The sequence below is a fragment of the Pseudomonas sp. HD6422 genome (assembly GCF_025377065.1).
GTDB lineage: Bacteria > Pseudomonadota > Gammaproteobacteria > Pseudomonadales > Pseudomonadaceae > Aquipseudomonas > Aquipseudomonas putida_U.
Map to the genome: position 1 here is coordinate 18,790 of NZ_JAHWIW010000023.1, position 23,945 is coordinate 42,734.

General features: G+C 61.4%; 13 protein-coding genes. 7 read left to right on the forward strand and 6 right to left on the reverse strand.

What is annotated here, in order from left to right:
* Positions 1-5 precede the first annotated feature (5 nt).
* Positions 6-908: a LysR family transcriptional regulator gene (locus KY379_RS17280; protein WP_133326629.1), complete on the reverse strand. Its 903-nt coding sequence runs from the start codon at positions 906-908 to the stop codon at positions 6-8.
* 123 nt (positions 909-1,031) lie between these two features.
* Here KY379_RS17280 and KY379_RS17285 point away from each other — a divergent pair, with 123 nt between their 5' ends.
* On the forward strand, positions 1,032-2,117 hold the full coding sequence (locus KY379_RS17285; protein WP_261240366.1) for an AbrB family transcriptional regulator: 1,086 nt from the start codon (positions 1,032-1,034) through the stop codon (positions 2,115-2,117).
* Positions 2,118-2,191: 74 nt separating this feature from the next.
* On the opposite strand, the gene KY379_RS17290 is transcribed toward KY379_RS17285, so the two are convergent.
* Complete coding sequence (locus KY379_RS17290) at positions 2,192-2,671, reverse strand: VOC family protein (RefSeq protein WP_261240365.1); 480 nt, start codon at positions 2,669-2,671, stop codon at positions 2,192-2,194.
* Between the two features lie 258 nt (positions 2,672-2,929).
* On the opposite strand from KY379_RS17290, the gene KY379_RS17295 reads away from it, so the two are divergent.
* The 3 genes from KY379_RS17295 (at position 2,930) to KY379_RS17305 (ending at position 5,153) form a co-directional block, all read left to right on the forward strand.
* Entirely contained in the window at positions 2,930-3,580 is a 651-nt protein-coding gene (locus tag KY379_RS17295; RefSeq protein WP_133326635.1) for a TIGR04211 family SH3 domain-containing protein, read from the forward strand.
* Positions 3,581-3,661: 81 nt separating this feature from the next.
* Positions 3,662-4,348: a GNAT family N-acetyltransferase gene (locus KY379_RS17300; RefSeq protein WP_261240364.1), complete on the forward strand. Its 687-nt coding sequence runs from the start codon at positions 3,662-3,664 to the stop codon at positions 4,346-4,348.
* A gap of 31 nt (positions 4,349-4,379) precedes the next feature.
* The gene (locus KY379_RS17305) at positions 4,380-5,153 is read left to right on the forward strand and encodes an NAD(P)-binding domain-containing protein (RefSeq protein ID WP_261240363.1); all 774 of its coding nucleotides are present in this window, start codon (positions 4,380-4,382) and stop codon (positions 5,151-5,153) included.
* Between the two features lie 206 nt (positions 5,154-5,359).
* On the opposite strand, the gene KY379_RS17310 is transcribed toward KY379_RS17305, so the two are convergent.
* The 3 genes from KY379_RS17310 to KY379_RS17320 form a co-directional block, all read right to left on the reverse strand.
* The gene (locus tag KY379_RS17310) at positions 5,360-8,287 is read right to left on the reverse strand and encodes an RHS repeat domain-containing protein (RefSeq protein WP_261240362.1); all 2,928 of its coding nucleotides are present in this window, start codon (positions 8,285-8,287) and stop codon (positions 5,360-5,362) included.
* A gap of 26 nt (positions 8,288-8,313) precedes the next feature.
* Positions 8,314-12,660 (reverse strand): SpvB/TcaC N-terminal domain-containing protein, encoded by a 4,347-nt coding sequence (locus KY379_RS17315; RefSeq protein ID WP_261240360.1) that lies wholly within the window; start codon positions 12,658-12,660, stop codon positions 8,314-8,316.
* Between the two features lie 89 nt (positions 12,661-12,749).
* Positions 12,750-20,342 carry a neuraminidase-like domain-containing protein gene (locus KY379_RS17320; RefSeq protein ID WP_306466503.1) on the reverse strand — a complete coding sequence of 2,531 codons (7,593 nt, stop codon included), beginning with the start codon at positions 20,340-20,342 and terminating at the stop codon, positions 12,750-12,752.
* Positions 20,343-20,646: 304 nt separating this feature from the next.
* Here KY379_RS17320 and KY379_RS17325 point away from each other — a divergent pair, with 304 nt between their 5' ends.
* Together KY379_RS17325 and KY379_RS17330 are read left to right on the forward strand one after the other, a co-directional pair.
* The gene (locus tag KY379_RS17325; protein WP_261240359.1) at positions 20,647-20,964 is read left to right on the forward strand and encodes a DUF2388 domain-containing protein; all 318 of its coding nucleotides are present in this window, start codon (positions 20,647-20,649) and stop codon (positions 20,962-20,964) included.
* A 247-nt stretch (positions 20,965-21,211) separates the two neighbouring features.
* On the forward strand, positions 21,212-21,550 hold the full coding sequence (locus tag KY379_RS17330) for a hypothetical protein (protein ID WP_133326650.1): 339 nt from the start codon (positions 21,212-21,214) through the stop codon (positions 21,548-21,550).
* A 27-nt stretch (positions 21,551-21,577) separates the two neighbouring features.
* On the opposite strand, the gene KY379_RS17335 is transcribed toward KY379_RS17330, so the two are convergent.
* The gene (locus KY379_RS17335; RefSeq protein ID WP_261240356.1) at positions 21,578-22,588 is read right to left on the reverse strand and encodes an AraC family transcriptional regulator; all 1,011 of its coding nucleotides are present in this window, start codon (positions 22,586-22,588) and stop codon (positions 21,578-21,580) included.
* Between the two features lie 168 nt (positions 22,589-22,756).
* Here KY379_RS17335 and KY379_RS17340 point away from each other — a divergent pair, with 168 nt between their 5' ends.
* A complete protein-coding gene (locus KY379_RS17340) occupies positions 22,757-23,941 on the forward strand; it encodes an acetyl-CoA C-acyltransferase family protein (RefSeq protein ID WP_261240355.1) in 1,185 nt (394 codons plus the stop codon).
* Positions 23,942-23,945: the final 4 nt, after the last annotated feature.

Sequence of the window (23,945 nt, forward strand, 5' to 3'; positions counted from 1 at the left end):
CGGCTTCAGTCGCGCTCGAAAAAACTGCGCCCCTGCTCCTTGAGCAATGTCACCAGCGCCGCCGCCGCTGGCGGCAGGTAACCTTCGCTGCGAACCGACACCGCCACGGTCCGGCGCATGGTGGTCGCCTCCAAGGGCACTTCCCGCAGCCAGGACTGGCCGATGCCATACGCCAAGGTTTCCCGCGCGGCGAAGCTCAGCAGCTGGGTGCGCGCAATCAGGCGTGGCAACAATGACAGGGCATTGGTTTCGATCTGCACCTGGGGCGCCGGCAGACGATTGGCAAGAAACACGTTGTCGATCCAGCGCCTGGCCATCACCGTCGGACCACCGAGCACCCAGCGGTACTGGCACAGATCCTCCAGGACGACAGGTCCGGCGAACACCGGATGATCGACACTGGCCACCACGATGGCTTCGTCCTCGAGGATGGCGTGGGTGGTGAACTGCGGATCGTCGGCGATCTGCGGCGAGATGATCACATCCAGGCGCCCTGCTCGCAGCGACGCCTTGAGCACGTCATCCTGGGCAATCGACAGTTTGAGCGTGACGTCCGGCGCCCGCTCCAGCAGCGCGGCGGTCAGGTGAGGCAACAGGTGATCGGACATGCTCGCCGCACAGCCCAGGCGAATGTTGCCCACCAGCCCGTTGGCGAAGTCACGCACCTCCCGCTCGGTTTCGGCGATGTTCAGCTGCAGTTGCTTGCCTCGGGTCAGCAGCAACTGGCCCACCTCGGTCAGCTTGATGCGCCGGCCATCGCGTTGGAACAGCCGCGTGCCCAGCGATTCCTCGAGGCGCTGGATGCTCTTGCTCAATGCCGGTTGGCTGCGATTGAGGCGTTCGGCAGCACGCCCGAGATGGCCGAGCTCGGCGATGGTTTCGAAATAGGTCAGGTCACGCAGGTCCATGATTCATGAATGTCAGTTATAGGTTCATCAAAAGTAGAAAATAGACTTGATCGGTTGCGCCGTCGATAATTTTCCGCGCTGGCGCTGTCAGCCTGCGTTATCGCTGTGCAAGGAGTATCGACATTGCAGATCGCCCCATCCGGCTCATCCAAGACGCTCTTCCAATGGCTCGCCCTGCTGCTCTGCGCGGCAGCTGTCGGGCAACTGCTGCATCATCTGGCCGTACCGGCCGGGTTGTTCCTCGGCCCTATGTTGGTGGCCATCCTGTTCGGCGTATCGGGTGCAAGACTGAGCCTGAATCGACAGGTATTTCGCTTCGGCCAAGGTTGCGTCGGTCTGCTGGTCGCCCATTCGGTGACCTGGGCGGTGCTGGTGTCTGTGGCGCAATCATGGCCATTGATGTTGCTCGCGACGCTGATCACCGTCGTGCTCAGCACCTTGGTCGGCCTGGGCACCGTGCGCTTGGGCGGCATTCCCGGTAGCACCGCAGCCTGGGGCACGGCGCCGGGAGCGGCGTCGGCGATGGTGTCGATGGCTGAGGAAAACGGCGCCGATGCCCGTGTGGTGGCGACCATGCAGTATGTGCGGGTGGTGTGCGTGGTGATGATCGGTTCACTGGTCAGTCATCTGTTGGGGGCCACCCCCGGGAGTGGCGCGGTCGCCAATGCTCCGGCGCTGAACGAAGGCCCGCACCTCATCAATATCCTGGCAAGCGTGGCAGTGGTGCTGCTGGGTCTGGTCGTAGGCAATCGCATGCCTGCCGGTGCATTGCTCGCCCCGCTGCTGATCGGGGGAGCATTGCAACTGAGCGGAGCGCTCACAATATCCCTCCCGGAGCCGTTGCTGGCCTTCGCCTACGGCGCTATCGGTTGCTACATCGGCCTGCGTTTCGATCGCCCGACCGTGCGCTACGTGTGGAAACGCCTGCCGACCATGGTCGCCGGTGCAGTGGCGCTGATCCTGCTGTGCGCAGCGTGCGCCTGGGGACTGGCCATGGCCATGGGTACGGACTTCCTGTCCATGTACCTGGCGACCAGCCCGGGCGGCTTGGATGCGATGGCGATCATCGCGGTGGAAACCCATGCCGATGTCGGCCTGGTATTGGCGATGCAGACATTGCGGCTGTTCGGCGTCATCCTCACCGGAGCCTATTGCGCCCGGCAGATCATTCGCTGGACCCAGTCCGTCGAGGGGACACGACAGATGTGAAAATCTCCTTTGCGATTAATACCAATTCTCAACCACCGCTCGACTTCTGAAGGCCCTCAGCCTGAAATTAGCACTCAACCACGCAGCGCCGCCTCTATCCGGGCCACGTCGATCTTGCCCATGGTCATCATCGCCGCGAAGGCTCGTCTGGCGGCAGCAGGGTCGGGGTCGGCGATGGCGGCCAGAAGCACCCGCGGGGTTATCTGCCACGATATGCCCCATTTATCCTTGCACCAGCCGCACTCACTTGCCTGACCGCCATTGTCGACGATCGCTTGCCACAGGCGGTCAGTCTCGGCCTGGTCTTCGGTGCAGACCTGAAATGAAAACGCTTCGCTGTGACGAAACGTCGGGCCGCCGTTGAGCCCGACACAGGGTATACCCATGACGCTGAACTCCACGGTGATCACATCGCCCTGCTTACCCGAGGGATAGTCATCGGGGGCGAGGTGAACGGCCGTTACTCGACTTCCGGGGAAGGTTGCGGCGTAGAAGTTGGCGGCCTCCTCGGCATCGCGGTCGAACCACAGGCAGACCGTGTTCTTGGCAATCATGGCAAGACTCCTGACTCAGCGTGAACACTGAGTTTAGGCGCCAGGTCCGACCGGCAGAATGCAGTTGGTCGCGCCGGCCTCTATGGCCACCGGCAACGACCCGGCAACCCCCAACCTGTAACATCCTGCAGACATTTCCGACCTAAAGCAGTGAACCAGCCCGCAAAAAAACGGTCTTTGCCTGACGGTCAACTCACCGACCGGTTCGTTGGCCCAATCACCGGGCCTGTTTTTGTCCTGCTGCAGCGAAGACCCCACATGCCTGATTCCCGTCCCGCTTCCTCCGCCCTGCCCGTGCTGCGTGGCAGCCTTCTCGCCGCCCTGGTAGCCCTGGCTATCCCGGCGCATGCCGAAGAGCCGGCCAGCGACGCGCGCTGGGTCAGCGACAGCTTGAGCACCTATGTGCGCAGCGGCCCCACCGATGGTCATCGCATCGTCGGTACGCTCAAATCCGGACAGAAGCTCACCCTGCTCGGCAGCCAGGGCAACTACAGCCAGGTGCGAGGGCAAAATGGCGACGTGGTCTGGATCCTCACCAGCGACCTGCAGTCGGTGCCCGGACAGGGCGAACGCCTGCCCCAGCTCGACGCCCAGGTCGCCGAGTTGTCCGCACAGCTCAAGACCATCGATGACAGCTGGAAGAACCGCGTACAGGGCATGCAGGAAACCCTCGACTCGCGCAAGAAGCTGATCGACGAACTGGAAGCGCGCAACCAGGCGCTGGGCGAGCAGCTCGACCAGAGCCAATCGAGCCTGCGAGACACCCAGGCACGACTGGGCGACGAAAACAAGCAGGTGATGATGCGCTACATGGTCTACGGCGGCAGCATCGCCGGGGCCGGCCTGCTGGCGGGGCTGATCTTGCCGGCGCTGACCCGTGGCCGCAAGAAGAACGACCGCTGGTTCTGAGGCCTGCTCGGCAAAAACGGTTAAACTGGGCAGCGCGCGCCAAGCCGCGCCTGTTCACCCCGAGCCGGAGCCTTTCTACCGATGTTTATCCTGAGCCGCCTCGACAGCGTGCCGCCCGAATCCTTCCAGAACCAGATCCGCGAGCTGGTCATCCATCACGTGAGCACCTTGAGCAGCGTCGCCATCAGCCCGGACAACGCCCTCTACCCGCTGTACCAGTACGGCGTCGGCATGGAGGTGCATCAGTACCTGCAAGCCATGGACGGCACCCGTGGGCTCAAGGTCGAGCTGACCCTGGCGCTGGACGCAGAAGCCCCCGAGCAGATGCTCGGATTCGCTCTGACCCTGCCGGCCCAGGACGATCCGCAGGCCTGCGTCCTGGCGTTTCTGGTGGTGTCGCCCGCGCATCGCCGTCAGGGCATCGCCCGCGCGCTGCTCGAAGACCTGCAAGCGCGCTACGCCTGTGTGGAGCTCGACTCGCTGCCAGCCCAGGTCGCCTGGTTCGAGGCGCTGGGTATGCAGGTGGTGGCTGCCAATGGGCCGCAGGTGTTGATGAGCAGCACCGGCCAGGCCAGCGGCGCACTGATCGGCCGCCTGGATATCGCCCCGATCTACCAAAGCGCCGAGGTGATGCAGATTCACACTTACCTGCTCAACCAACAGGGCGAGGATGCGATGCTCGAGGCCGAGCAGCAACGCGACGAGCACCTCGACGCCCTGACCGAGCAGGCACAGGCCTGCGAGGGCGTGCGCAAACGTCTGCACTGAGCTGACCGACAACGCTGAACAAGGAGGTTGCATGCATAAGCTGGGCATTCTCGGGGTTGGCGAGTTGACCGAGAAAGTGGTGCATGGCCTGCGCCGTGCCGGCTTCGCCGAGGCCATCTTGCTGTCACCGCGTAACGCCGCACGTGCCGCGGCCCTGGAAGCCGAGCACAGTTGCCAGGTGCTGGCGAGCAATCAGGCGGTGGTGGACGAGGCGGACTGGGTGATTGTCGGTGTACGCCCCGACGCCCTCTCGCAACTGGCCAGCGAAGTCAGCCTGCGCCCGGGGCAGCGGCTGGTGTCGCTGGTCGCGGGTATCGATCTGGCGCACCTTGCGGCCGCTTTCCCAGGCGCTCATTGCCTGCGCGGCATGCTGTCATACAGTGCGCAGTACAACGCGTCGACGGTGGTTGTCTGCCCAGCGGATCCCCAGACGGAGCAGTGCCTGAGCCTGCTGGGCGAGCTGGTGGTGCTGGCGGATGAGCCCGCGTTCGAGCTGGCCACCGTGGCGGCCTGCATGAATGGCTGGTTCTACTTCTTGCTGGACGATCTGCAGCAGTGGCTGAGCGACAAGGGCCTGCCCCCTGAACAGGCGCGTGCGTTGGTGCTGGGCAACATGCAGGACTGCATCACCGCTGGAAAAAGGCAGCCGGAGCAAAGCCTCAAGGCACTCGGTGAAGCGATCGCCACACCGGGTACGTTCACCGCGGATGGCTTGGCGGTGCTGAGGCAACAGCCGGGAAGCGCGAGCTGGGGGACGGCATGCGAGGTGGTGCTGGATGGATTGTCGTCACGCTCTCGGCGGTAATAGAACGGCCTGGCACAGCGCTAGCGAAGACGCAACCGACCCGCAGTCCAGGCTGATTCTGCGAGTCGGAGGCGGAATTCGGACGCCGTGTCATTGGTTGTTCACGACCATTTCACGGCTCTCACCACATACGCGATTACACCGTTCTAAGTCCTGTGAGATGTCCGGGATACCATGTAAAAACGAGAAAGTTCAAGTTCTGGGGTTTACCACGGTCTTTCGTTCGCTTCCAAAGGGACCACCGTACGTTTAGTGTAGGGACGCGCTGTATGGACGGTGTTACCTAGCATCAGGATTACTACCCTTTTCGGCTCGCCATTGAAGTCGACCCTATATACCCTCGCGTTAGTAGGGCCGGAGTTGGGCTTACCTATTACATCACCCGAGACCAACGCTGTCATAATAAATGGCGTTATCTGGTCGCTAGCAATCCCTCTCTCGTTGAATTCGTCCTCGTGCTCCTCGAGGATGTGGCGTTCGCCCCACCCTTGATGATTACCCTTGGATTGTGTTTCGCCAAGACGCATGTGCACCACCGCACCTACCGCATCTCGGCCGGGCCGCTGACCTACGGCTACCAGATCCGCTGGTAGTTCGGGTCTGTGGTGTCGAATCTGTCTGTGAATCGTTGAATCGAGCATGCCCCATTGCCCATTCAAGCTTATTTGCGGGACCCGCTCCACTCTAGGTCTGACCTCGCGCGCACGCCGCTCGACCCTTTGCATGCCTGCATCGTCGGCATCAATTTTATCTCTAGCAGCTGCTGCTTTACGCAGCTCTTTTCGTTTCCTGTTTTTCTCGGTGTTCGTCTTCTTGTCAGCCGTCGCCTGAGGATCTACCGAGGCGTTTGACGGACCAGGATGCGGCGATTCGTTGTCTTCGGGTGCAGTGGACGCCGCAGGTGATGGACTTCGCTCTGGTGCAGGAGACGCCGGAGGAGATGGGCTTGGGGATGAGTTCGAACTGCTACTTGCCGATGCGTTCTGCTCCCCGAGTCCCATGAAACCTTTGACCGCGTTGACAGCCCCTTTAGCCGCGTTGAAAACCGAAAGCATCAAGCCGTCATTGTCCACCAGTGCCATAGGATTGTTAGCCACCATCGCATACAGGTTCAGCCCATCCACCGTGCCCGCCGGATCCGCGCTCAGCCAGCGCCCAGCCCAGGGTTGGTAGTAGCGGTACCCGTAATAGTAGAGCCCAGTGGCATCGCGCTCCTTGCCGCTGTAGCGCACGGTCTTGTAGCGCCCTTGAGCCTCGCTACGAGCAGCCCAAGCAGCGGTGCCGCCAAACGGGTAATACACCTCCTGGCTGATGACCGCCCCGTCCCCATCGACTTCCAGGCTGGCACTGCCCAGATGGTCGGCATAGGCATAGCGCAGCTGATCGTTGTCGATATCGTCTGGCTTGCCGCTGATCCAGCGCAGCGCGCGGACCTGGGCCGCATCGCCAGCGACGACCGACGCCACCTGCAAATCCTCGCTGAGCCTGTCGTCGTTCGAGGTGCGGCGCAGCTCTAATCCAGGCAGGTAGAGCACCCGTTGGCGTTGCGTCGTCCCTGCATGCAATTGCGAGCTGACCTTGAGGATGCGTTGATTGCCGATATCGTAGCGATAGCTTTCCTGATCGCTCACGCCCCCTTCGCGGATGACAGATGCGACACTGTGCAGCTCCCCACGCAGCGTCCAGGCCAACTGTTGCCCCGGCGCCAGCACTTTCTGCAGCCCGCCTGGCGTGAACAACCGATCGACCTGGCCCGGGTCTTCGGTCAAGGCGTTGGTCACCCCTCGGTTGCTGCGGTCGCTGATGGTGATGTCGAGGGTGTAGTTGTTGCCACTGGCCGGGGCACTGTGGCGAATGCGCAAGAGGTTGCCGGCGCTGTCGTAGTCGTACGTGCGTGTGTACTGGGTGAACGTCGCGTTATCGAGCGCCTGGCGCTCTGGCAGCTGGCGGCCTTGCCGAGCGGCGTTGGCCATCTCTCGTCCGGTCGCGCTGGCCAATTGGTAGAGGCTGTCGTAGCTGTAGGTGCATTCAGGTTCTATCTTCTGATTGCGCCAGAAGCGAATATCCTCGGCATCGTCGCGCACCTTGAGCACATTGCCGACCGGGTCGTAATCGTAACGCAGGTTCTGCAATACCTTGGCGCCCAAAGCATGCCCTTGCGGGCGCTCGGTGCGGATCCCGGCAAGACGTTGGGTGCGTGGCTCGTAGCGGTAACGGGTGATCAGCCCGTTACCATGCTCTTCATGCAGTTTCTGGCCCGCCGCCGAGTAACTCATGGTCTTGAGAATGACCTGTCGGCGGCTGCCCTGCAGGGTCAACCAGGTGCCCTTGAGCAATCCCGCCACATCGTAGGCTTGCTCCTGAACGTTGCCCGCGGCATCGGTGCTGGTCAGCACCGCCCCCGTGGCATCGGCAGAAGCGCTAGTGCTCGCCGCTTGGTCGGGTGGCTGCAATGCGGCCATCCAGTGCTCGACATCGCGGCCTTGCCAATCGGCAGTCACCAGCGGGTCGTCGGCGTCGGCGAGCAGGCGGCGAGTGACCCGCTGGGGTACGCCCGTGAGGGTGATGGCGTGGGTCTGCGTCAATCCCGCGGTGTCAAAATGCAGGCTGACTTGACCGGCCAGGTTGACGGCCTGTTCCGCTGCGCTGGTGCCGGCATAGACGATGCGCTCGATGCGACACTCGGGCCGGCCTGCGACCTGCTCGCTGATGCCCAGTGGGCGCCCGGCCCGGGTGGCGGTCTCGTAATGCCAGGTGCGGGTCACTGCTTGGCTGCGGTCTTCCTGGCCCAGCTCGTCTTCCGCAACCTGAGTGACGGCCAATCTGGGCCGGCCTGCGGCATCGACCAATTGCACGGTCACACCGGTATCGACGCTGCGGGTGCGCAGTGGCTGGCCGCCGAGGTCGTATTGCCAGGTGAAGTTGTTCAGGCCCGCAGCGTGCAGCCGCGGGTCACAGCTTTGTACCTTGAATCCTCGCGCGTCATAACGATGCCGAGTGATTCGGGTGTCGGTCTGTTGCAGTCTGGTCGGGTGGCGGTGGTAGCTGATTTCCCGTACGACCAGTCCGCGATTGTCCCGCACCGTCACGGTCGGGGTGTTGCGATGTACAGCGTTGTGGGTGATGACAGGCATCGATGTACTCCTTTTGCCTGGGCAATTCATTGAACCGTGTCGTTTTCATCTTCCGAGACGGTGAACCAGGGATAGAACTGCGTACGCCGTTCCCAGCCCGCCGCAGTCACCACGCGAATCACACGCCCACGGGCGTCGTACAGGTGGGTATCGGCGTACAGACCTTCACGGGCGGTGTCGTCACGCACCAGGCGCCAGTCGTTGAGGTAATACGGCATCCAGGTGCGCACCGGTTGCCCCTTGTTGTCGTACTCGGTCTTGCCGCTCACTGCCCAGCGCACGGGTGCGTGGGCGAAGACGGCCTTGCCTTGGGCGTCGGTCTGCAACCGGCCCTCGGAAGTCCGCACCAGAGCCTCGCCCGGGGCGCTCAGCACCGCGCTCTGCAACGCGCGCCCTGCCCCATCGCCATGGCTGATGCTCAGGCGCACCTGCTGCTGCGGATCGCCATCGTAACGGTCGGTCTGCAAGGTAATGACATGGGGCGGTTGACGTTCCTCTGCCAGGTTTGGTGCCGGTAAGCCATGGCGTTGCAGATGACGACGCAAGGCGAGCTCGCCCATGCGGGTCGGCAGGACCCGGCCATCGCGGTCACGGGCCCACGGCATCCAGCTGTCGGTGACCTGCCGGTGCGCAGTAGCCACCGGTACATCGCCACCGCGCAGGGCCAGCATGGCCTCCACGGTTTGCGGCAAGGTGAACGACTGGCTGCCATAGCCCGTGGCGACACCGTTCTCGCTACCACGCATGCGAGACTCCACCACCCGGCCAAGCGCATCGAGGCACACCTGTTGCACGTTCGAATTGGCATCGGTGATCGAGACCGGAGTAATGAAACGCCAGTCATAGCGCACCGAGCTCTGCAGGCCAGCCGCATCGGTGATCCGGGTTACCGCCACTGCATGCGGGCTCCATTCGACCTGACCTTGCCCCATCATTTCGCTCTCACGGGTGCCGGAAAACCGATAGAACATCTCCGGACCGTCGTAACGAGCAAAGTCATGGCGACCGACATGGACCTGGGTGCCATCCTCCGGCAAGGTCACCGGGTGGTAGCCACACGCTTCCAACCAAGCTCCCACCCCCTGACTCGGCAGGTTATCCCGAAGAACATCCAACGCGGCCTCATCGAGCAAAGCGGTCTCGGTAAAGGCCACCAATGCCTGGCGCACCGGCAGGTCACTGAGCGCGCCTTGGGCGTCGCACCAACGGGCGCGGCTGTAACTTATCAGCGTCGTTTGACCCAGGCTCGCCAACGGCCCTCCCGCGGCCAGCAGGCTTTCGACATCGAAGCCGCCCTGGGCGATTGCTGTGGCAGGCAACGCCAGGACATCGGTGCGAACGGTTTCGGCGAGGCCGGAGACATGGCAGTGACCATCCTCGAGGCTGTGCACCTTGGTCCGCGACAGGGTCAGCCACAGCTTGTCTTGCTGCGGATCACGGCTCGCTGCTTCCAGCCCCTCTGGCAGGTCCTCGGGGTAAATCGATCCGCCTGGGCGGGACTGGCGCGGATAGCAGAGTTCGGCGCTTTGCAGAACGTGGCCCTGGCTGTCCTGGGCCAGGATCACGCGCTGGGTGACGACCGGGTCCTGAGCGATGCGTTCGGTGGCGAACGTCAGGGTTTCCACTTCCGTGACCAGCGCCGCGGGCCGGTCAGGGTGAGCGGTCGGATACACCCGTACCTGCCAGCGACGGCGCTCGATGGCATAGGGTATCGATGCCCGCTCGCTGCCATCGAGCCCATAGGTTTCGCGGCGCAGCGATCTGCCCCGCAGGGCACGCAGCAACCAACGACGCGCGGCCCCCTCCGGCTCGAACGGCACCTCCCGCCCACCTTGCAGCTGGGTGAAGCGTAGCGCTCGGGTGGCAAACGCAGACTCGACACTGTCAGGGTTGGAAAATGCCCCTGGAGTATCGGTGTCATGCGCGTCGCTGCCACTGAGGAACCAGTGGTGCACCTGGGCCGGTGGTGAGCGTTCCGCTGCGTTGCCTTGGGCATTTTCCAGGGTGTCGGTCTGGATCAAGCGGGTAAAGCCCCGAAATTCGCGCTCCTGACAGTCCCACACCCCGCCCTGGTAGCGCATGCCGGTGACGGTGCGCAAACCGCTGATTTCGTCGAGTGTGGTCACCTGGCACAACGTATGGACCGGGAACGGCAGGTGGCACACCGCCGGGCGGCCCTGGCCTTGCAGCTCGGCTTTTTCATCGAGCCAAGCTTGCGCGGAACTGCGATAGTCGAACAGCACACGACTGCCGCTGTTGTCACAGACCTCGGCCAACAACCAAGGCCGTCGACCATTGAAGCGATAAACCCAGGAACGGGGTTGCATGTGCGTCCGGGTCAGCACCAGTTCGGCGCTGCCCTGCCCCCGCAGATCGACCAACTGCAGCTTGCAGGTGTCATCCAGCACCACGCCATCGGGCGCCATCACGCACGCCCCTTCGACGAAGCAGTTACCTGACTGGTTGACGAACACCCGCACCCGGTCGGATTGCACATACAGAATATCCACCGTGCCGCTGCCGTCCGTATCCCCCAGCAGTACCCGACTCGCGGAGAAGCCCTCGATGGCGAAACCCGGCATCTCGACCGGTTCGGCAAAGCTGCCATGCCCCTTGGCAGGCCAGTAGCGCACACCCCTTTCGGTGATTTCGAGCATCTGCTGCAAGCCACTGCCTGTCAGGTCGGCAAAGGCCACCATGCGGTCCTCGCCACCGACGATGGGCAACGCGCTGCCGTGGTTGACCTCTTGCGCAGCCCTCCAACCTGCTCCGCGTTGCTTGGCATACAGACGCACACTGCGCGGGCCGACCATGACCAGATCCTGGCAACCATCGCCCGAGAGGTCGACCAACTGCGCGGCGCCATGGGCCAATTCGCCCGGCATCGCGTCCATGCTGATGAAATCGCTCCACTGGCCGTCGGGACCCAGTGTGAAACTGCCGCGCATACCCGGTAGGTTGACCAACCATTGGGGCCGACCACTGCTGTCCAGGTCGGCCAATTGCCCGATGCCGAGCCGGGCGCTGGGCGCCTGCGGGAGCAGTTGCGGCTGCCCCCAGGTAACGGCATCGATTGTTTCATCCGCCTTGCGCTTTGGCGCCCGGTACCACCACGCATTGCCATCCAGATACAGCAGGCCGGGTATTCCTTCGCCGTAAAGGTCGGCCAACTGCCAGCGCGGCACATGGAACCCGTCGAGTTCGGGCACGGACTCCCAATGCGAACCCTCGCGCCCAGGCTCGCTGAGCTCGAACTCGACTGGGGGCAGCAGCAACGGCGTGCCATCGGCCTCGTAGGCGACTCGCTGCGCCGACTGCAGCAACGAGGTCACACCACTTTGCTCGTAGCTCAGATGCAGGCGTGACACGAGCTCCGGGGTCGTGTCCGCCTGACCTGCCATCATCCCGGTGCGATGCCAGAGCAATACATCGTGGCAGAGCCGACGCACACGCTGATCGAATCCCCAGCGCCAATGCGAGAAACAGTCCTCTCGGGCGGGCCACGGCGCTGTCGCCTGAAACGTCGGGCGTGTCTGCACATCGGTGCCACGCTCGCCATAGTCGAACAGCATCAGGGTCATGAAATCCTGGGCGCGGAAGGCACCTTGTGGAATCAGCAGCCAGTCACAGGGCGTCGCATTCAGGGCATGGACAGCGCTCAGATAGCAGTCGGTGGCCTGACCGTGAGCGGCCAGCTCGGCTGGCTCGCAACCGGCATCGTCCTCCTTGCGGTACTCGTACACCACGTGCTCGCCAGTCACGCTGACGGTCTCTTCGGCGTACCAACAGGCCACATGCGCCGGTGCTTGCGGATCGGCCAGGCGGGCCGAGGGCGACCAGCCGAACAGCGTGATGCTGCCGTCGGCGTGGTACTGCAACCAGAACCCAGGCGAATCGGGTTGCGTCGTGGCACGCCAGTGCTCCAGACGCTCGTCGCGGCCACCGCTGCGGCGCACCCAAGGCGTTACGTGGTGCTCTGCGGGGACGGTCGAAAAAGGCAGGTTGGCCTCGGTGCGAAGGCCTTTCGCGTCACGCAGGATCTCATCGCCGTCGGCACCAAGCAGGCGGTCGCTGTCGCTGTACCGGGGCGTGCCGAGGCGGGTCATGCGGCTGATGCTGGCGGGGCTACACCGCCAGCCAGCACCGAACGCACCATTACCGCCTTCGGAGCTATAGGCAAGCGTCAACGAGGGTGTCAGGGTGCGCCCTGCTGGCAATGGCAACGGTAGTGTCCAGCCTGCTGCGCCGTCGGCGCCTCCAATGGACAGCATGCCGCTGTCTGGCGATACCGTCCCGCCGCCCTTGGGCAAAGACGGCGGGGAGAACATAGGCTCGCGGCTGGCACCGACGGCGGTGTCAGTTGTATCGGTCATGGTCTTGCTCCTTGCGGCCATCCCGCGACAGCGGGACAGCCAGCATTGAAAGAGATGAGCGGGAGGGCACGGGCGCACCCTCCCAGGCTTCAGCGAACGGTGAACTGCACGTCCAGAATGATGTTGTTCAGGCTCTCCAGGAGGGCCTTCTGGTCCTTGTTGGCACTTCGGAACTCCAGTGTCAGCGAGGTCTCGTTAGCATCGGCCCGCGCCGGGATGTGCAGCCCTTCGAACGGCAACAACTGGGCGCCCTGGCGCATGAACGGATAGCCATTGAGCTCGTTGAACAACCCGGTGTCCTTGACGGCATGGGAAATGGCGCTCTGGTTGCACCCGATCGGCAAGCCTCTGGCAGAGGTCGTGAGCCGTGCATGCACGTTCTGGTACGGTCCCATCAACCCAGGCAGGGTGACGGCGATGCTGCGAATACGCCGCGATTTGGATTGTTCGAAGCCCGCCGCAAGGTTGAGCGATTTGAGGCCAACCTGGATCGACAACAAGCCTTCGCTAGTCATGGACAGTTCGCACAGTGCCAGGCTGGCATCGACATCCACGGTTTTCCCGGTAATGAGCGCCTTGACCGCCTCACCCAGGGTGACGTCCTGTTTACCCACCTTGAGATTGCCGCGCATGAGCTTGGCCAACGAAACGGTGCGGGTGACTTCCATCTCACGCATTTGCCACTGGGTCCAGGCGTTGTCCATCTGCCCCAACGCCAGCATCAATCCCTCGCCACACAGCAGGCCGGCCCACGCCCCATTCCAGGTGCCGGTGCGCAGGTAGGTGGTGGTGGGGTCGTCCATCTCCCATTGCAGCGCTTTCTGCGCCATGAGGCAGCGAGTCACCGCAAGGTCGTAGTAGGTGTAGAAAATGCTCGCCAGGCGGGCGCGCAGCCAGCTGTACATGGCCTTGCCGGTGAATTTGCCATGGTGCAGGGCCAATTGCGCCTCGGCATGGGCAGACTGCGTACGCAGGAGCTCAAGCTGCATCTGGGCGGAAGTTTCACGCACGTCCAAGGCTTCGAGCTGCGCCTGGATCATCGCCATGTCTTTTTCTGCCGTCTTGCACTGATAATTCCAATCATTGCGCCGGCGTCGATAGGCTTCTTCCTGGCTGATCCGCGAAGCCGCGATGGTCTGAATCCTGGCGTAGACTTCAGCGCCGTGGGATGCTGCTTTCAGCGGCGCGGAAAGCCTATGGCCTCCGTTGGCCATACCGTAAACGTTTGGAGCGGTATCGAACAGAGCACTCGCCGCCATGAGCAGGCTGCCACCCGCTGATATCGTTCCGGCGGCGGTCTGCAGGTTCAGTGCGTGCATTTCTCGGCTACTGATGTCCTCTTCGTACAGATCCAGATAGTGGTTACGTCGCAACGTCGCGGTTTCCAGCGATTTCTCCAGGGTCACGCGTTCGGCAGTGAGCTCGTTGAGCTTCTGCTTGAACAGCGCCACGTTGTTCTGCGCCAGCTCCGCGCCCTGAGTAGTGAGCAAGCTGGCCAGCGCCTCGGCGTCCTGGCGCTCGAGAATGCCCTGCATGGTGCTGCCGAACTGGATCAGTTGGCTGACCATGGTGCGAGCGCCGTCGAGCAGGTGGGTGAAACGCAGGGCCGGTACATCGTTGAACTCAGGCAGCGTCCCCTCGCCTCCAGCCTGGGCAGCGACTGCCGCGGCCAGCATTGCCTTGGGGTCGGCGCGCTCGGCGTACAACGGCAGGTTCAAAGGCTGGCCATCCAGGCTCAGATTGTTGCGCAGGTTGTAAAGCCGCAGGCGCAGGGTTTCCCAATAGCCCAACATCACCCGGTTGGCTTCTGGCAGGAAATCCACCTGCCCAGACGCCTTGCCTGCGGTGCTCTGCCCGCCACGCGTCAGGCACTCCAACTGGTCGAGCCGTCGGTTGCATGCTTCGGACGAAGCCAGTTGCCCCAGCAATGGCTCTTTCCAACCGGTTGCCGGCGGCGTCCAGGGCGCGTCCCCCAGCAGCTCCAGGGCTCGCTGGTACCACATCTTGGCCTGCGCCAGGCTGTCTCGTTCCAGCTTGCGATACGCGGCATCGCCACGGCCGATATTGATATCCAACAGCCGCATGAATGCATTGAGTTTGTAATGCATCGGATCGTTCTGGGCCACGGCATCCGGGTCCAGCGAACGCAGCGGCTCATCGTTCCACGAAGTGTCTTCTTCCAGAGGACGTACGTTCCACATGCGCGAGGTGTGCCCAGCCCCACTGACATGACCCAGTGGGTTGAAGATATAACGGAGCCATTGTTCAGCGTGGTCGTAGCGTTCTTCCTGGAGGAACCGCTGCATCACCATCATCGGTGCGTAGTAGAACAACTCCCAGAAATACAGCGCGTTCGCGCCGGTGAAGTCCATCGGCACCGGCGCACCGCGTGGCATGACCTCCACAGTCTTGACATTGTTCTTGCTCAGCGTGCCATTGCCGGCCAGGTCTGTGTCGGAACTCTGCAGCACTTTCAGATCGGAACTGTCGATGATGATCGACTGCCTTTCAGTGTTGTGCTTTTGCTTGTGGTAGCGAATTTGCAGATAGTAGCGCTTGGTTTCCTGATATGTTGCACCCGAAGCGAACGTCACATCCGCAACTGTCTCCGCTTCATCACTGAGCGTCCCTTTCCACAGCACCGTATGCTGTTTGCTCGCGTGAGCCAGTACGATCTCGACGCTACGGTTGCCGTGGGACTTCTCGATGTAGTTAGGCAGCGTCAGGCGCGCCGTCACACCGATGCCCGGCTCGGACAGATTCTGGGTGGTGTAGCTGAGGATCTGGTCCAGGCCGGAAACCGCTCGTTCGGTCAACTGACGAGCAAACAGCGTGTTCAGCCGAGTGACCCAACCCCTGCGTTCTAGATACTGGGCGCCATCCGCTGTGGCGCCGATAACAGCGGTGCGCAGATTATCCGGAGCCTTGTTAACATGAATCAAGTAGTCGCGATAATTACCGGTGCCAAATTGGAACCGGACTTTATGCGCGGCTCCGTCCGTATCTTTCCAATCCGCCATACTCCCGATGGGCGCGCGGATATTGAAGTGAATCGAGTAGCTACTCTCGAAAGGGTCGTAGTTTCGCGTCGCTTTACTGGTATAGAAGTGACTGCGGTCAGCGCTGTAGACGGTGCACGACACCTGCGAAGCCGGAACTATCCCCATCCTCCTTACATAGGAACTCGGCTGTAGTTTCCTGACGGAGCTGGGCACAGCGTTCAGCAACTGAAGCAAGCTATATGTTTTATTGACAACCGAAAACCTTCCTTGGAAATCAACGCTCGCAGACGCTAAACTAAGAGACATGTTCACCTGAAACTTCATGCAGCGATAATGACCGGTATCATCAAGGACATCCTCGATGTCAGCGCTTTTTTTATGATGATGATCCCTGACGCTCGTTACGAAGTCAGAGCCGAACACCGCCTCTCGGAAATGCCACGCTTTCACGCAGAAGTACACATACCGCGCGCTGCCTTCTGAGCGCGAGATGGCAGCACCATGCGGGCTATCGACCAGCATCTCGCACATCGAGTTATCGTTGGCCAATTCCGGATAACGCGTCACCAAAGCTGTTGCCCATTTGTTGGGAAAACGGGGCCGTTGAGCATCAACGTCCAATGTGCAACCGAAGGTCAGTTCATAATTCTGGCAATGATCATCCAAGTGGATCTGTGGCTGCTGAGACAGCCTGGTGGAGAATACCGAGAAACCTGTGGGTGGAACCGACCCCGCCGCCGGCAACATACCCGGCTGGATTACCGGATCGCTGCTTTCGTCATAGATTGCGCACATGCCGACATGGCGCTCGGTGTCCAGCCATTCTTTGACCCGGGTAACGACAGGCGCTATTTCTATCGGCTTCGACTTCAGATCGTCATGAATTTCAAGCCCCGGCAGTCTGACGTTACGCGGTTGCGGATCACCTTTACGGCTGTAGAGCGCCATCGTCAGGCAGTTACGTCCAGGCCTGGCGCAGAGCAGCAATGCAAGGTCTTGCTCCTCAATGGCCCCATGGATGTCGATAGGGTAGGCCAGTGGAGTGCTCCAGTTGCCATCGTAGCGCCGCCACGACAACTTGAAAGACCAACGCGATACGGTGGTTTTCGGTGCACCCTTTTCATCGCGGTCAATGACCTGGCTCTCGCGCTCCACCCAGCCCAGATACAAGCGCTCGCGGAACACCACTGGCCGAATGAGGCCTCCCACTACCTGGGGAGTAAGGTCGATCTTGGTCCAACTGCTCCATGCGTTGGCCGGCAGCACTCCATCCACGCCCCGCTTGCTTTCGTCTAGCGTACGCCACCAATACTCACCCACTGTGCCCCGACCACGCCCAACGAAATAAGATCGACCACTGTCTTCCTTACGACTGTCATGATACCCACTGACGGTTTCAAGGTCCGCTACCTGCTCGAAGGCGCTGAGATAGCCTTGGAACGCATCGCCGACCGTGTCGTGGTTGATCTGTGCTTGCCCCAGGGCTTGAAGCATGTCGTCCATGGCCTGGGTCTGGCCGATCCGCACGATGGGGTCGATGTAGTTCTCCGGGTAGTACATCAGCATCTGCCCGGCAGACCAGGTGGCATAGCGGGCGTTCCAACGTGTCCAGTCACGGAAGAAATCGCGGCTCACGACCTCGCTGACCAATTCCGACTTGTCCTCCGGCTGGGTCAGGCAGCGGTGAATGAACGCTTGCACCGCCGTCGTTGCCTCGGCTATACGCGAGGTGATGACCTGCGACCCATTGGCAGTATCGAGCAGCAGGTACTGATCGAGCCGGTCACGGGTCAGCTTTTCTCGGGCAGCGACGAATCCGCTCAGCGCATGGCTCATGGGGGCAAGCACTTCGGACTGGACCTGCGCCATTCGCGAAGCGTTCAGGCCGGCCACGAATGCATTGGCCACTTTGGCCCACAAAGCCCAGTCCTCCTTGCTGTTTGTTGACTTCGCGAAATTCAGTTTCAGCAGATCGCCTAGCGCGACAGGCATCACGTCCAGCGCACTGGCCAGCCCGGTCCACTGACGCAACGCATCGATTTCGCCCCAGTGGGACAGCTTCTTCGCATCTTTCACCTGTTTGCACTGTTGCGCTTGTTCCGCTGCCTGGGCAAGCGCTGCCGGCGCCATGCCACTGGCCTTGGCCAGAATATCTACCGTTACATCCTCCTCCGCGCTCAGGGCCGCAATCAATGCGCCCCCGGCACCCTCCGGATCGGGCAGATGCTTTAACCAGTCGCTGAAGTCGGCCAAGGCCGTGACCGTGTCCAGCGAGAGCTTCAGTACGGTTACGCGCTCGCTTTCGCTTTGCGGGGCACCCATCAGTCGCCAAGGCCTTTTCACCAGCATGTCCAGGGGATCGGCGCCCACGTCGCAGGCATGCACTATCAACGCCCTTTGTGCCAGGCCGTAAATGAAGGCAGTAAGACCCGCAAGACCCACCGCAGCATCGTTTTCACGCAAGGTGGTACAGGCGCTCAACAGAGTGAGACCACCCGGTTCACCTTGGTCGGCCCACTGCAACAGCGCCAGCGCTGCCTTTTCGGCGCCAAGATTGAACGTAGAGGCGATCACCGGAGCAAGGGCGCGCCTATACGCTTCGAGGCAGAGGGCATCCGAGGGCGCATCAGGCAGTTGGACGCGATCGAGCGCGGCCTTCATGTCGCGCTGCAGGTTGAGGATCTGGGCACTGGCGGCGATGTCGGTTACCGGTCGTGTCATCAAGTGCAGGTCATGTACCGTCCAGTTGCGCTTGGCCAACCACTTCACGGCTGCCGAAAGCTTTTGCAACAATTGCAGCCAGTCATCCGCCGACTCGTTGAAAAGCCTGTCCGGCAACCCGATCAAGGTCAGCAGTTGGCGCAACTCGGCAGGCCTCAGACGGTGCAGGCGTGCCCACAGGCTCAGGGTATAAAGTCTGGAAACCTGGCTTTTTGTCTTTCGGACCGAGACGGTTGCGCCCTCGGCTGCAGCCAAACACAAACCGAGTTCGTTTAGCCCCTCCTCGTCCACCTGACAAGCTCTTCGCAAAGTGGCCAGTGCGTTGCCATCCTTCTGTTGCGCCAAATTCGGGTTCAGAGACACCGGCTTTTCGTCAAACAGGAAACCTCCAGGCACCAAGGGAGGATTGTTGAAAAGCCGATCGAATTGGCTGGTCTCGCCCTGGCGGGCAGTCGTCGAGATGTCCCCGCCCGCCAGCAGCAGTGCGTCTTCATGGGAGATACCGTATTCACGTACCGACTGGGCCGACTGGAACAGGACTGCCAGCGTGTCTTCGGTAATTTGCTTGGGATCGACACTGTCTATGATGTCTTCGAGCACACGGCGGGGGAGTTGCGTGGCTTTGTGCAGACAGATGAGCTTATACAACCTGAGCAGATACAGGGCTGGGCTTATGCGTTCAAAATGGAAGCGGTGCATGAAAGTATAATATTTTGACGCACCGCACTGGGTTTCGACGATGAAAGGTTCGGTTAGGAGATCATAGGCATAGTTAAAAGTCGTCCTGTACTCCTTACCCTCAATTAACGTTTCGTCGCCATGGTCCGACGACGAAAGCTTTGCCCAATATTTTGCTTCACCGTTGAACTCACTAACTCGAAACCAGTCATAACCTTTGACAATTTTTTTATACTTTACCGCAACTTCCCAGCGATCATTACCAATCGGATATAGCCGTAAAAATTCAACGCGCCCCTGGTCTCTAACTGCCTCGACAGTCAGCTTTACTATTTTGCCGTCAAGCCGGACATTCAAAGTATTGTCAACATATTCCGAGTGGTCCAGCGATCCCATGAAATCCTGCAACTCGGCATCCGACAAACCCGACCAGGCTCGAAGCTGGTACGGATGCATCATCGTCTCAGGGCTTGTCTCAGGAAAATATTTGGTAAACTTTTCGCTGGCGTTGTCGTCGTTGATGGGGTCGATGAGAAACTGGTACAAGGCTGGCGGAATATCATAGTGGATGCTCGCCAGGGAGCCCTTGGGAATTTTCTGCAAGACCAGCGGTGCCTCCCTCAGATACTGCAGATCGGGGCTCTTGTGGGTCAACACCGCGCGCAGCCTGCCGTAATGATGATGATAGGGCAGGCAACTGTTAGCCAAATCATCGGCAAGCCCGCGTAGCACTGCACTTTCATTGCCTTCTTCAACAAGGCTTATGGCCTTGTCCAACAGAATATCGTTGGACAGGCTCAGTGCGCTCACCGGCGCATCCAGGTTGGTCTGGCTGAGCACCAGCGTCTTCAGGTCCGGGCGACGCGTATCTATGTGCCAAGCGCTCTCCTTGGGATAAAGGGACTGCGCATGGTGATACAACTGCACCAGATAGGCGGCAGGCGAGAATTTCGAAGCGACATCGCTCGGGCTGGCATAGCGGATCGCGCGGTTACCGAATAGATCCAGGTAATTGGAAGTGTGAGGATCGGGGGTCTGCTGAATCACTGTAGGCAACAGTGGCGAAGCATGGGTCAGCACTTTCTTTTCCATGATCAACGCATTGTCACGGGCATCGCTCGCGTCGGCGTGTAGCACCTCGACTTGAACATCATCGATAGGCGCATCCGCTTCCAAAGCGGACTGAAGTTCGGCAGTCGACAGTTCCGCCATCGCGGCCAATGATTCGAATCCCGCTTTTTTTACTTTAGAGATATTTTCTTGGGAGTAGGTATCGGACATAGTCTTCTTTTCTCGGTAAGTTATCGACAGTGATATTCAGCGTGAAGCACCGAACACCCGAACAAATACTACCGATGCAAGTTTTCAGTCGAACCTGGTATATCTACCAGATAGGAAAAGATACCCCCAGAAACAAGCCGTAAGTTTATTTACCGCAAAGTCCGCACTTTTGCCGCGGCGCAACGCCATCCGCGGGCCGGAAGGGAGGTCAGCCGGGAATGGCGCAGGGAACTCCGCAACGATTCCAGCTCTCTCATGTAATGAGCGGTAACCAATCTGGCCTCACATTCCTGGAGAATCCAACATGCGCCACCTATTGCTCGCCCCCGCACTGCTGCTCCTGCTTCCGGCCGGTGCCGCACTGGCCCGCGTCGATGCAGGCGATGTCGCCACTTCGGCCGGTGTTTCGGCTTCGCTGTATTCGACCTTCAAGGACGACAAGCGCATCATCCCTGCCCGTGACGAACTGTCGGCTTTCGTCGCCAGCGGTGGGAAGATTCGTGGCGCGTATGTCGAATCCGCACTGGAACAAGTGCGCAAGGACAACCCAGGCCTGCAGGCCAGTGACGAAGAACTGGCCCAAGCGATACTTTCGCAGGACGAGCCAGTAGCGGGCCGTTAAGGGTATTGTCGCTGTTCTTTTGCGCTAACGAGGTCGAGCGCCGCTGAAGCGGCGCTCGACTGCTTGGCCTGGAGCCTCCAAGCGAACCAGCACAAGGACTCAAATCCTTTTCGGACTTTTCCTTCAGGTTTTTCGGACGCGACGTACTTGTCGCCCATCGTTGCAAAAAACATCATCGCCTCTGGATGACGCGAGGCCGCAGGGATACAGCGGCCCGGCGCCAGCTCGCAATCCAGAGGAGGCCCGCATGCACCCCCACAACCGCTCGATAGCCGAATTGCGCAGCAATCTACGCGAATTGCTTGCACACGACGTCAGCAATCCCGATGAAGACCCTCACTGGTCAGGCGTGATGTTCTTTTGCGTCACCGACGAACGTACCCGCCAACTGATCGAGCGCATCGAGTTACTGGCCAGTGAAGTATTCTTCGATGCTTGCGGCCGCGCCATCCCCCAACGCTTGCGCAGCATTGCAGTCGACGGCGTGCTGATAAAGGAAAAGCGCAAGGTGGCCGATGACCAGACAGTGATCCGCATCACCCTGGCCGATCAAGGCTACATCACCGTCAGCACCACACGCTTCTGAATACAGCCTTGGCCTGCGAAGCAATGTTCAGCGCCCGAGCAACCGCGCCCGATAACTACCAGGGCTGTGCCCGGTCCACTTCTTGAACGCCCGGTGAAATGCGCTGGGTTCCTGAAAACCGGTCTGCTCAGCGATCTCGGCAATGCTCAACACACCCTCACGCAAGTGCTCGAAGGCCATCGCGCGGCGTACTTCGTCCTTGATCTGCTGGTACGAGCGCCCCTCTCGCTCCAGCTGACGGCGGAAAGTGCTGGCACTGAGGCCCTGTTGCTCGGCCAGGGTGGCCAGCGTTGGCCATTGGCCGTAGCGCCGTGCACGTAAGTGGCGATATACCTCGGCGACCCGGTCGTTCTGGTTGCGAAAGCGGATCACCAGGCCTTGGGGCGCTGTGCGCAGAAAGCTCTTCAGGCCCGCCAGGTCCTGCACCACCGGCAGTCTCAGGTAATCGCTGCTGAACTCGACCTCGGTGCGTCCGCTGCCCAGACGCAGGTCCGGCCCCCACAACAGCAAGTCGTCCTCCTGGGCCGGGCGCGCCAAGGCGAACTCGGTGCGATCGATGGCGATGCGTCGACCGGCCAGCCAACAGAGCAGACTGACGACCAACGCTAAATAAGTTTCCTCCGCGTACACCCGGGTCAAAGGGTCGGCGATGTGCGACTGCACACTGATCACCACACGCCCGCCACGCACCGTCACGCCCGCCTCAAAGTCACGCAGGAACAGCGCGAAGGAACCGATGCACTGGCGCACGGCCTTTTCCAGGTTCGGCTCGAGGATCAGACCACGACAGATCAGAGCGAAGCTGCCCAGTGGCATGCCGTGGCTGTCGAGATTGAAGAATTCATCGTCGAGCAAATGGATCATGTCCAGCCACAACCGGGCGAATGCCTGGGCCGGCACCCGGGCCAGGGGGTCGGCCATGACGTTCGGGTCGATACCGACCGCGCGCAGACGCGCATCGCGAACTTCAGGACGGTCGCGCAGCGCGTGGAACATGGCATTGAGGAAGTACACGGCGACCGAATCGCTTTCGCGCATGACAGGCTTCGCTGTTGGGATCGAGTGGTAAAAAGTGCCACGGTGGCTGAGCAGTTACGACATAGGCGCCAACTTGGGCTTTGCCTAGACTCAGACCACACTTCGGGACATCCGCCATTCTCGCAGAGCCTGGGTCGGTCCCGCCACGCCTTCGCATTCGGAGCTCCTATGAACAACTCGGAAATCTACGTCGTCAGTGCCGTGCGCACTGCCATTGGCAGCTTTGGCGGCGCACTCAAGGACCTGCCTCTGGCGGATCTGGCCACCCTCGCGGCCCGTGCCGCCATCGAGCGCTCCGGCTTGGAAGCCGCGCAAGTCGGCCATGTGGTAATGGGCAACGTGATGCCGACCGAACCCCGCGATGCCTACCTGAGCCGGGTGGCAGCCATGAACGCCGGCATCCCGAAAGACACCCCCGCATTCAATGTCAATCGCCTGTGCGGTTCGGGCCTGCAATCGATCGTCTCGGCAGCGCAGTGCCTGCTGCTGGGCGATGCCGAAGTGGCGCTGGCCCTCGGTGCCGAATCCATGAGCCGCGGTCCGTACCTGCTGCCCCAGGCACGTTGGGGTGCACGCATGGGCGACCTCAAGGGTATCGACTACACCGTCGGCATCCTGCAGGACCCCTTCGAGCATTTCCATATGGGGATCACCGCGGAAAACGTCGCGGCCAAGCATGGCATCACTCGCCAGATGCAGGACGAACTGGCGCTCACCAGCCAGCGCCGCGCCGCCCAGGCCATCGCCGAAGGACGCTTCGCCAGCCAGATCGTGCCGATCGAACTGAAAAACCGTAAGGGGACCATTGAGTTCAGCGTCGACGAGCATGTCCGTGGCGATGTCACCGCCGAGCAACTGGCCGGCATGAAGAGCGTGTTCAAGCAGGACGGCACCGTGACCGCCGGCAATGCCAGCGGCATCAACGATGGCGCCGCCGGTCTGATGCTGGCCAGCGCTGAAGCGGTGCGCCGCCTCGGCCTCAAGCCACTGGCACGCCTGGTGGCCTACGCCCATGCTGGCGTCGAGCCGGAACTGATGGGCCTGGGGCCGATTCCGGCGACCCGTGCCGTGCTGAAAAAGGCCGGTCTCAGCGTAACCGATCTGGATGTCATCGAGTCCAACGAAGCCTTCGCCGCCCAGGCCTGCGCCGTGGCTCGCGAGTTGGATTTCAATCCGCAGAAGGTCAATCCGAACGGCTCCGGCATCTCCCTCGGCCACCCGGTCGGCGCCTCCGGCACGATCATCGCCACCAAGGCCATCCACGAACTGCAGCGTATCCAGGGCCGCTACGCCCTGGCCACCATGTGCATCGGCGGCGGCCAGGGCATCGCCGTGGTCTTCGAGCGCGTTTGAGAGA

Coding starts and splice junctions, on each gene's coding strand:
- KY379_RS17280 (WP_133326629.1), bottom strand. CDS start 908: ATGGACCTGCGTGACCTGACCTATTTCGAAACCATCGCCGAGCTCGGC.
- KY379_RS17290 (WP_261240365.1), bottom strand. CDS start 2,671: ATGATTGCCAAGAACACGGTCTGCCTGTGGTTCGACCGCGATGCCGAG.
- KY379_RS17295 (WP_133326635.1), top strand. CDS start 2,930: ATGCCTGATTCCCGTCCCGCTTCCTCCGCCCTGCCCGTGCTGCGTGGC.
- KY379_RS17300 (WP_261240364.1), top strand. CDS start 3,662: ATGTTTATCCTGAGCCGCCTCGACAGCGTGCCGCCCGAATCCTTCCAG.
- KY379_RS17305 (WP_261240363.1), top strand. CDS start 4,380: ATGCATAAGCTGGGCATTCTCGGGGTTGGCGAGTTGACCGAGAAAGTG.
- KY379_RS17310 (WP_261240362.1), bottom strand. CDS start 8,287: ATGCCTGTCATCACCCACAACGCTGTACATCGCAACACCCCGACCGTG.
- KY379_RS17315 (WP_261240360.1), bottom strand. CDS start 12,660: ATGACCGATACAACTGACACCGCCGTCGGTGCCAGCCGCGAGCCTATG.
- KY379_RS17320 (WP_306466503.1), bottom strand. CDS start 20,342: ATGTCCGATACCTACTCCCAAGAAAATATCTCTAAAGTAAAAAAAGCG.
- KY379_RS17325 (WP_261240359.1), top strand. CDS start 20,647: ATGCGCCACCTATTGCTCGCCCCCGCACTGCTGCTCCTGCTTCCGGCC.
- KY379_RS17330 (WP_133326650.1), top strand. CDS start 21,212: ATGCACCCCCACAACCGCTCGATAGCCGAATTGCGCAGCAATCTACGC.
- KY379_RS17335 (WP_261240356.1), bottom strand. CDS start 22,588: ATGCGCGAAAGCGATTCGGTCGCCGTGTACTTCCTCAATGCCATGTTC.
- KY379_RS17340 (WP_261240355.1), top strand. CDS start 22,757: ATGAACAACTCGGAAATCTACGTCGTCAGTGCCGTGCGCACTGCCATT.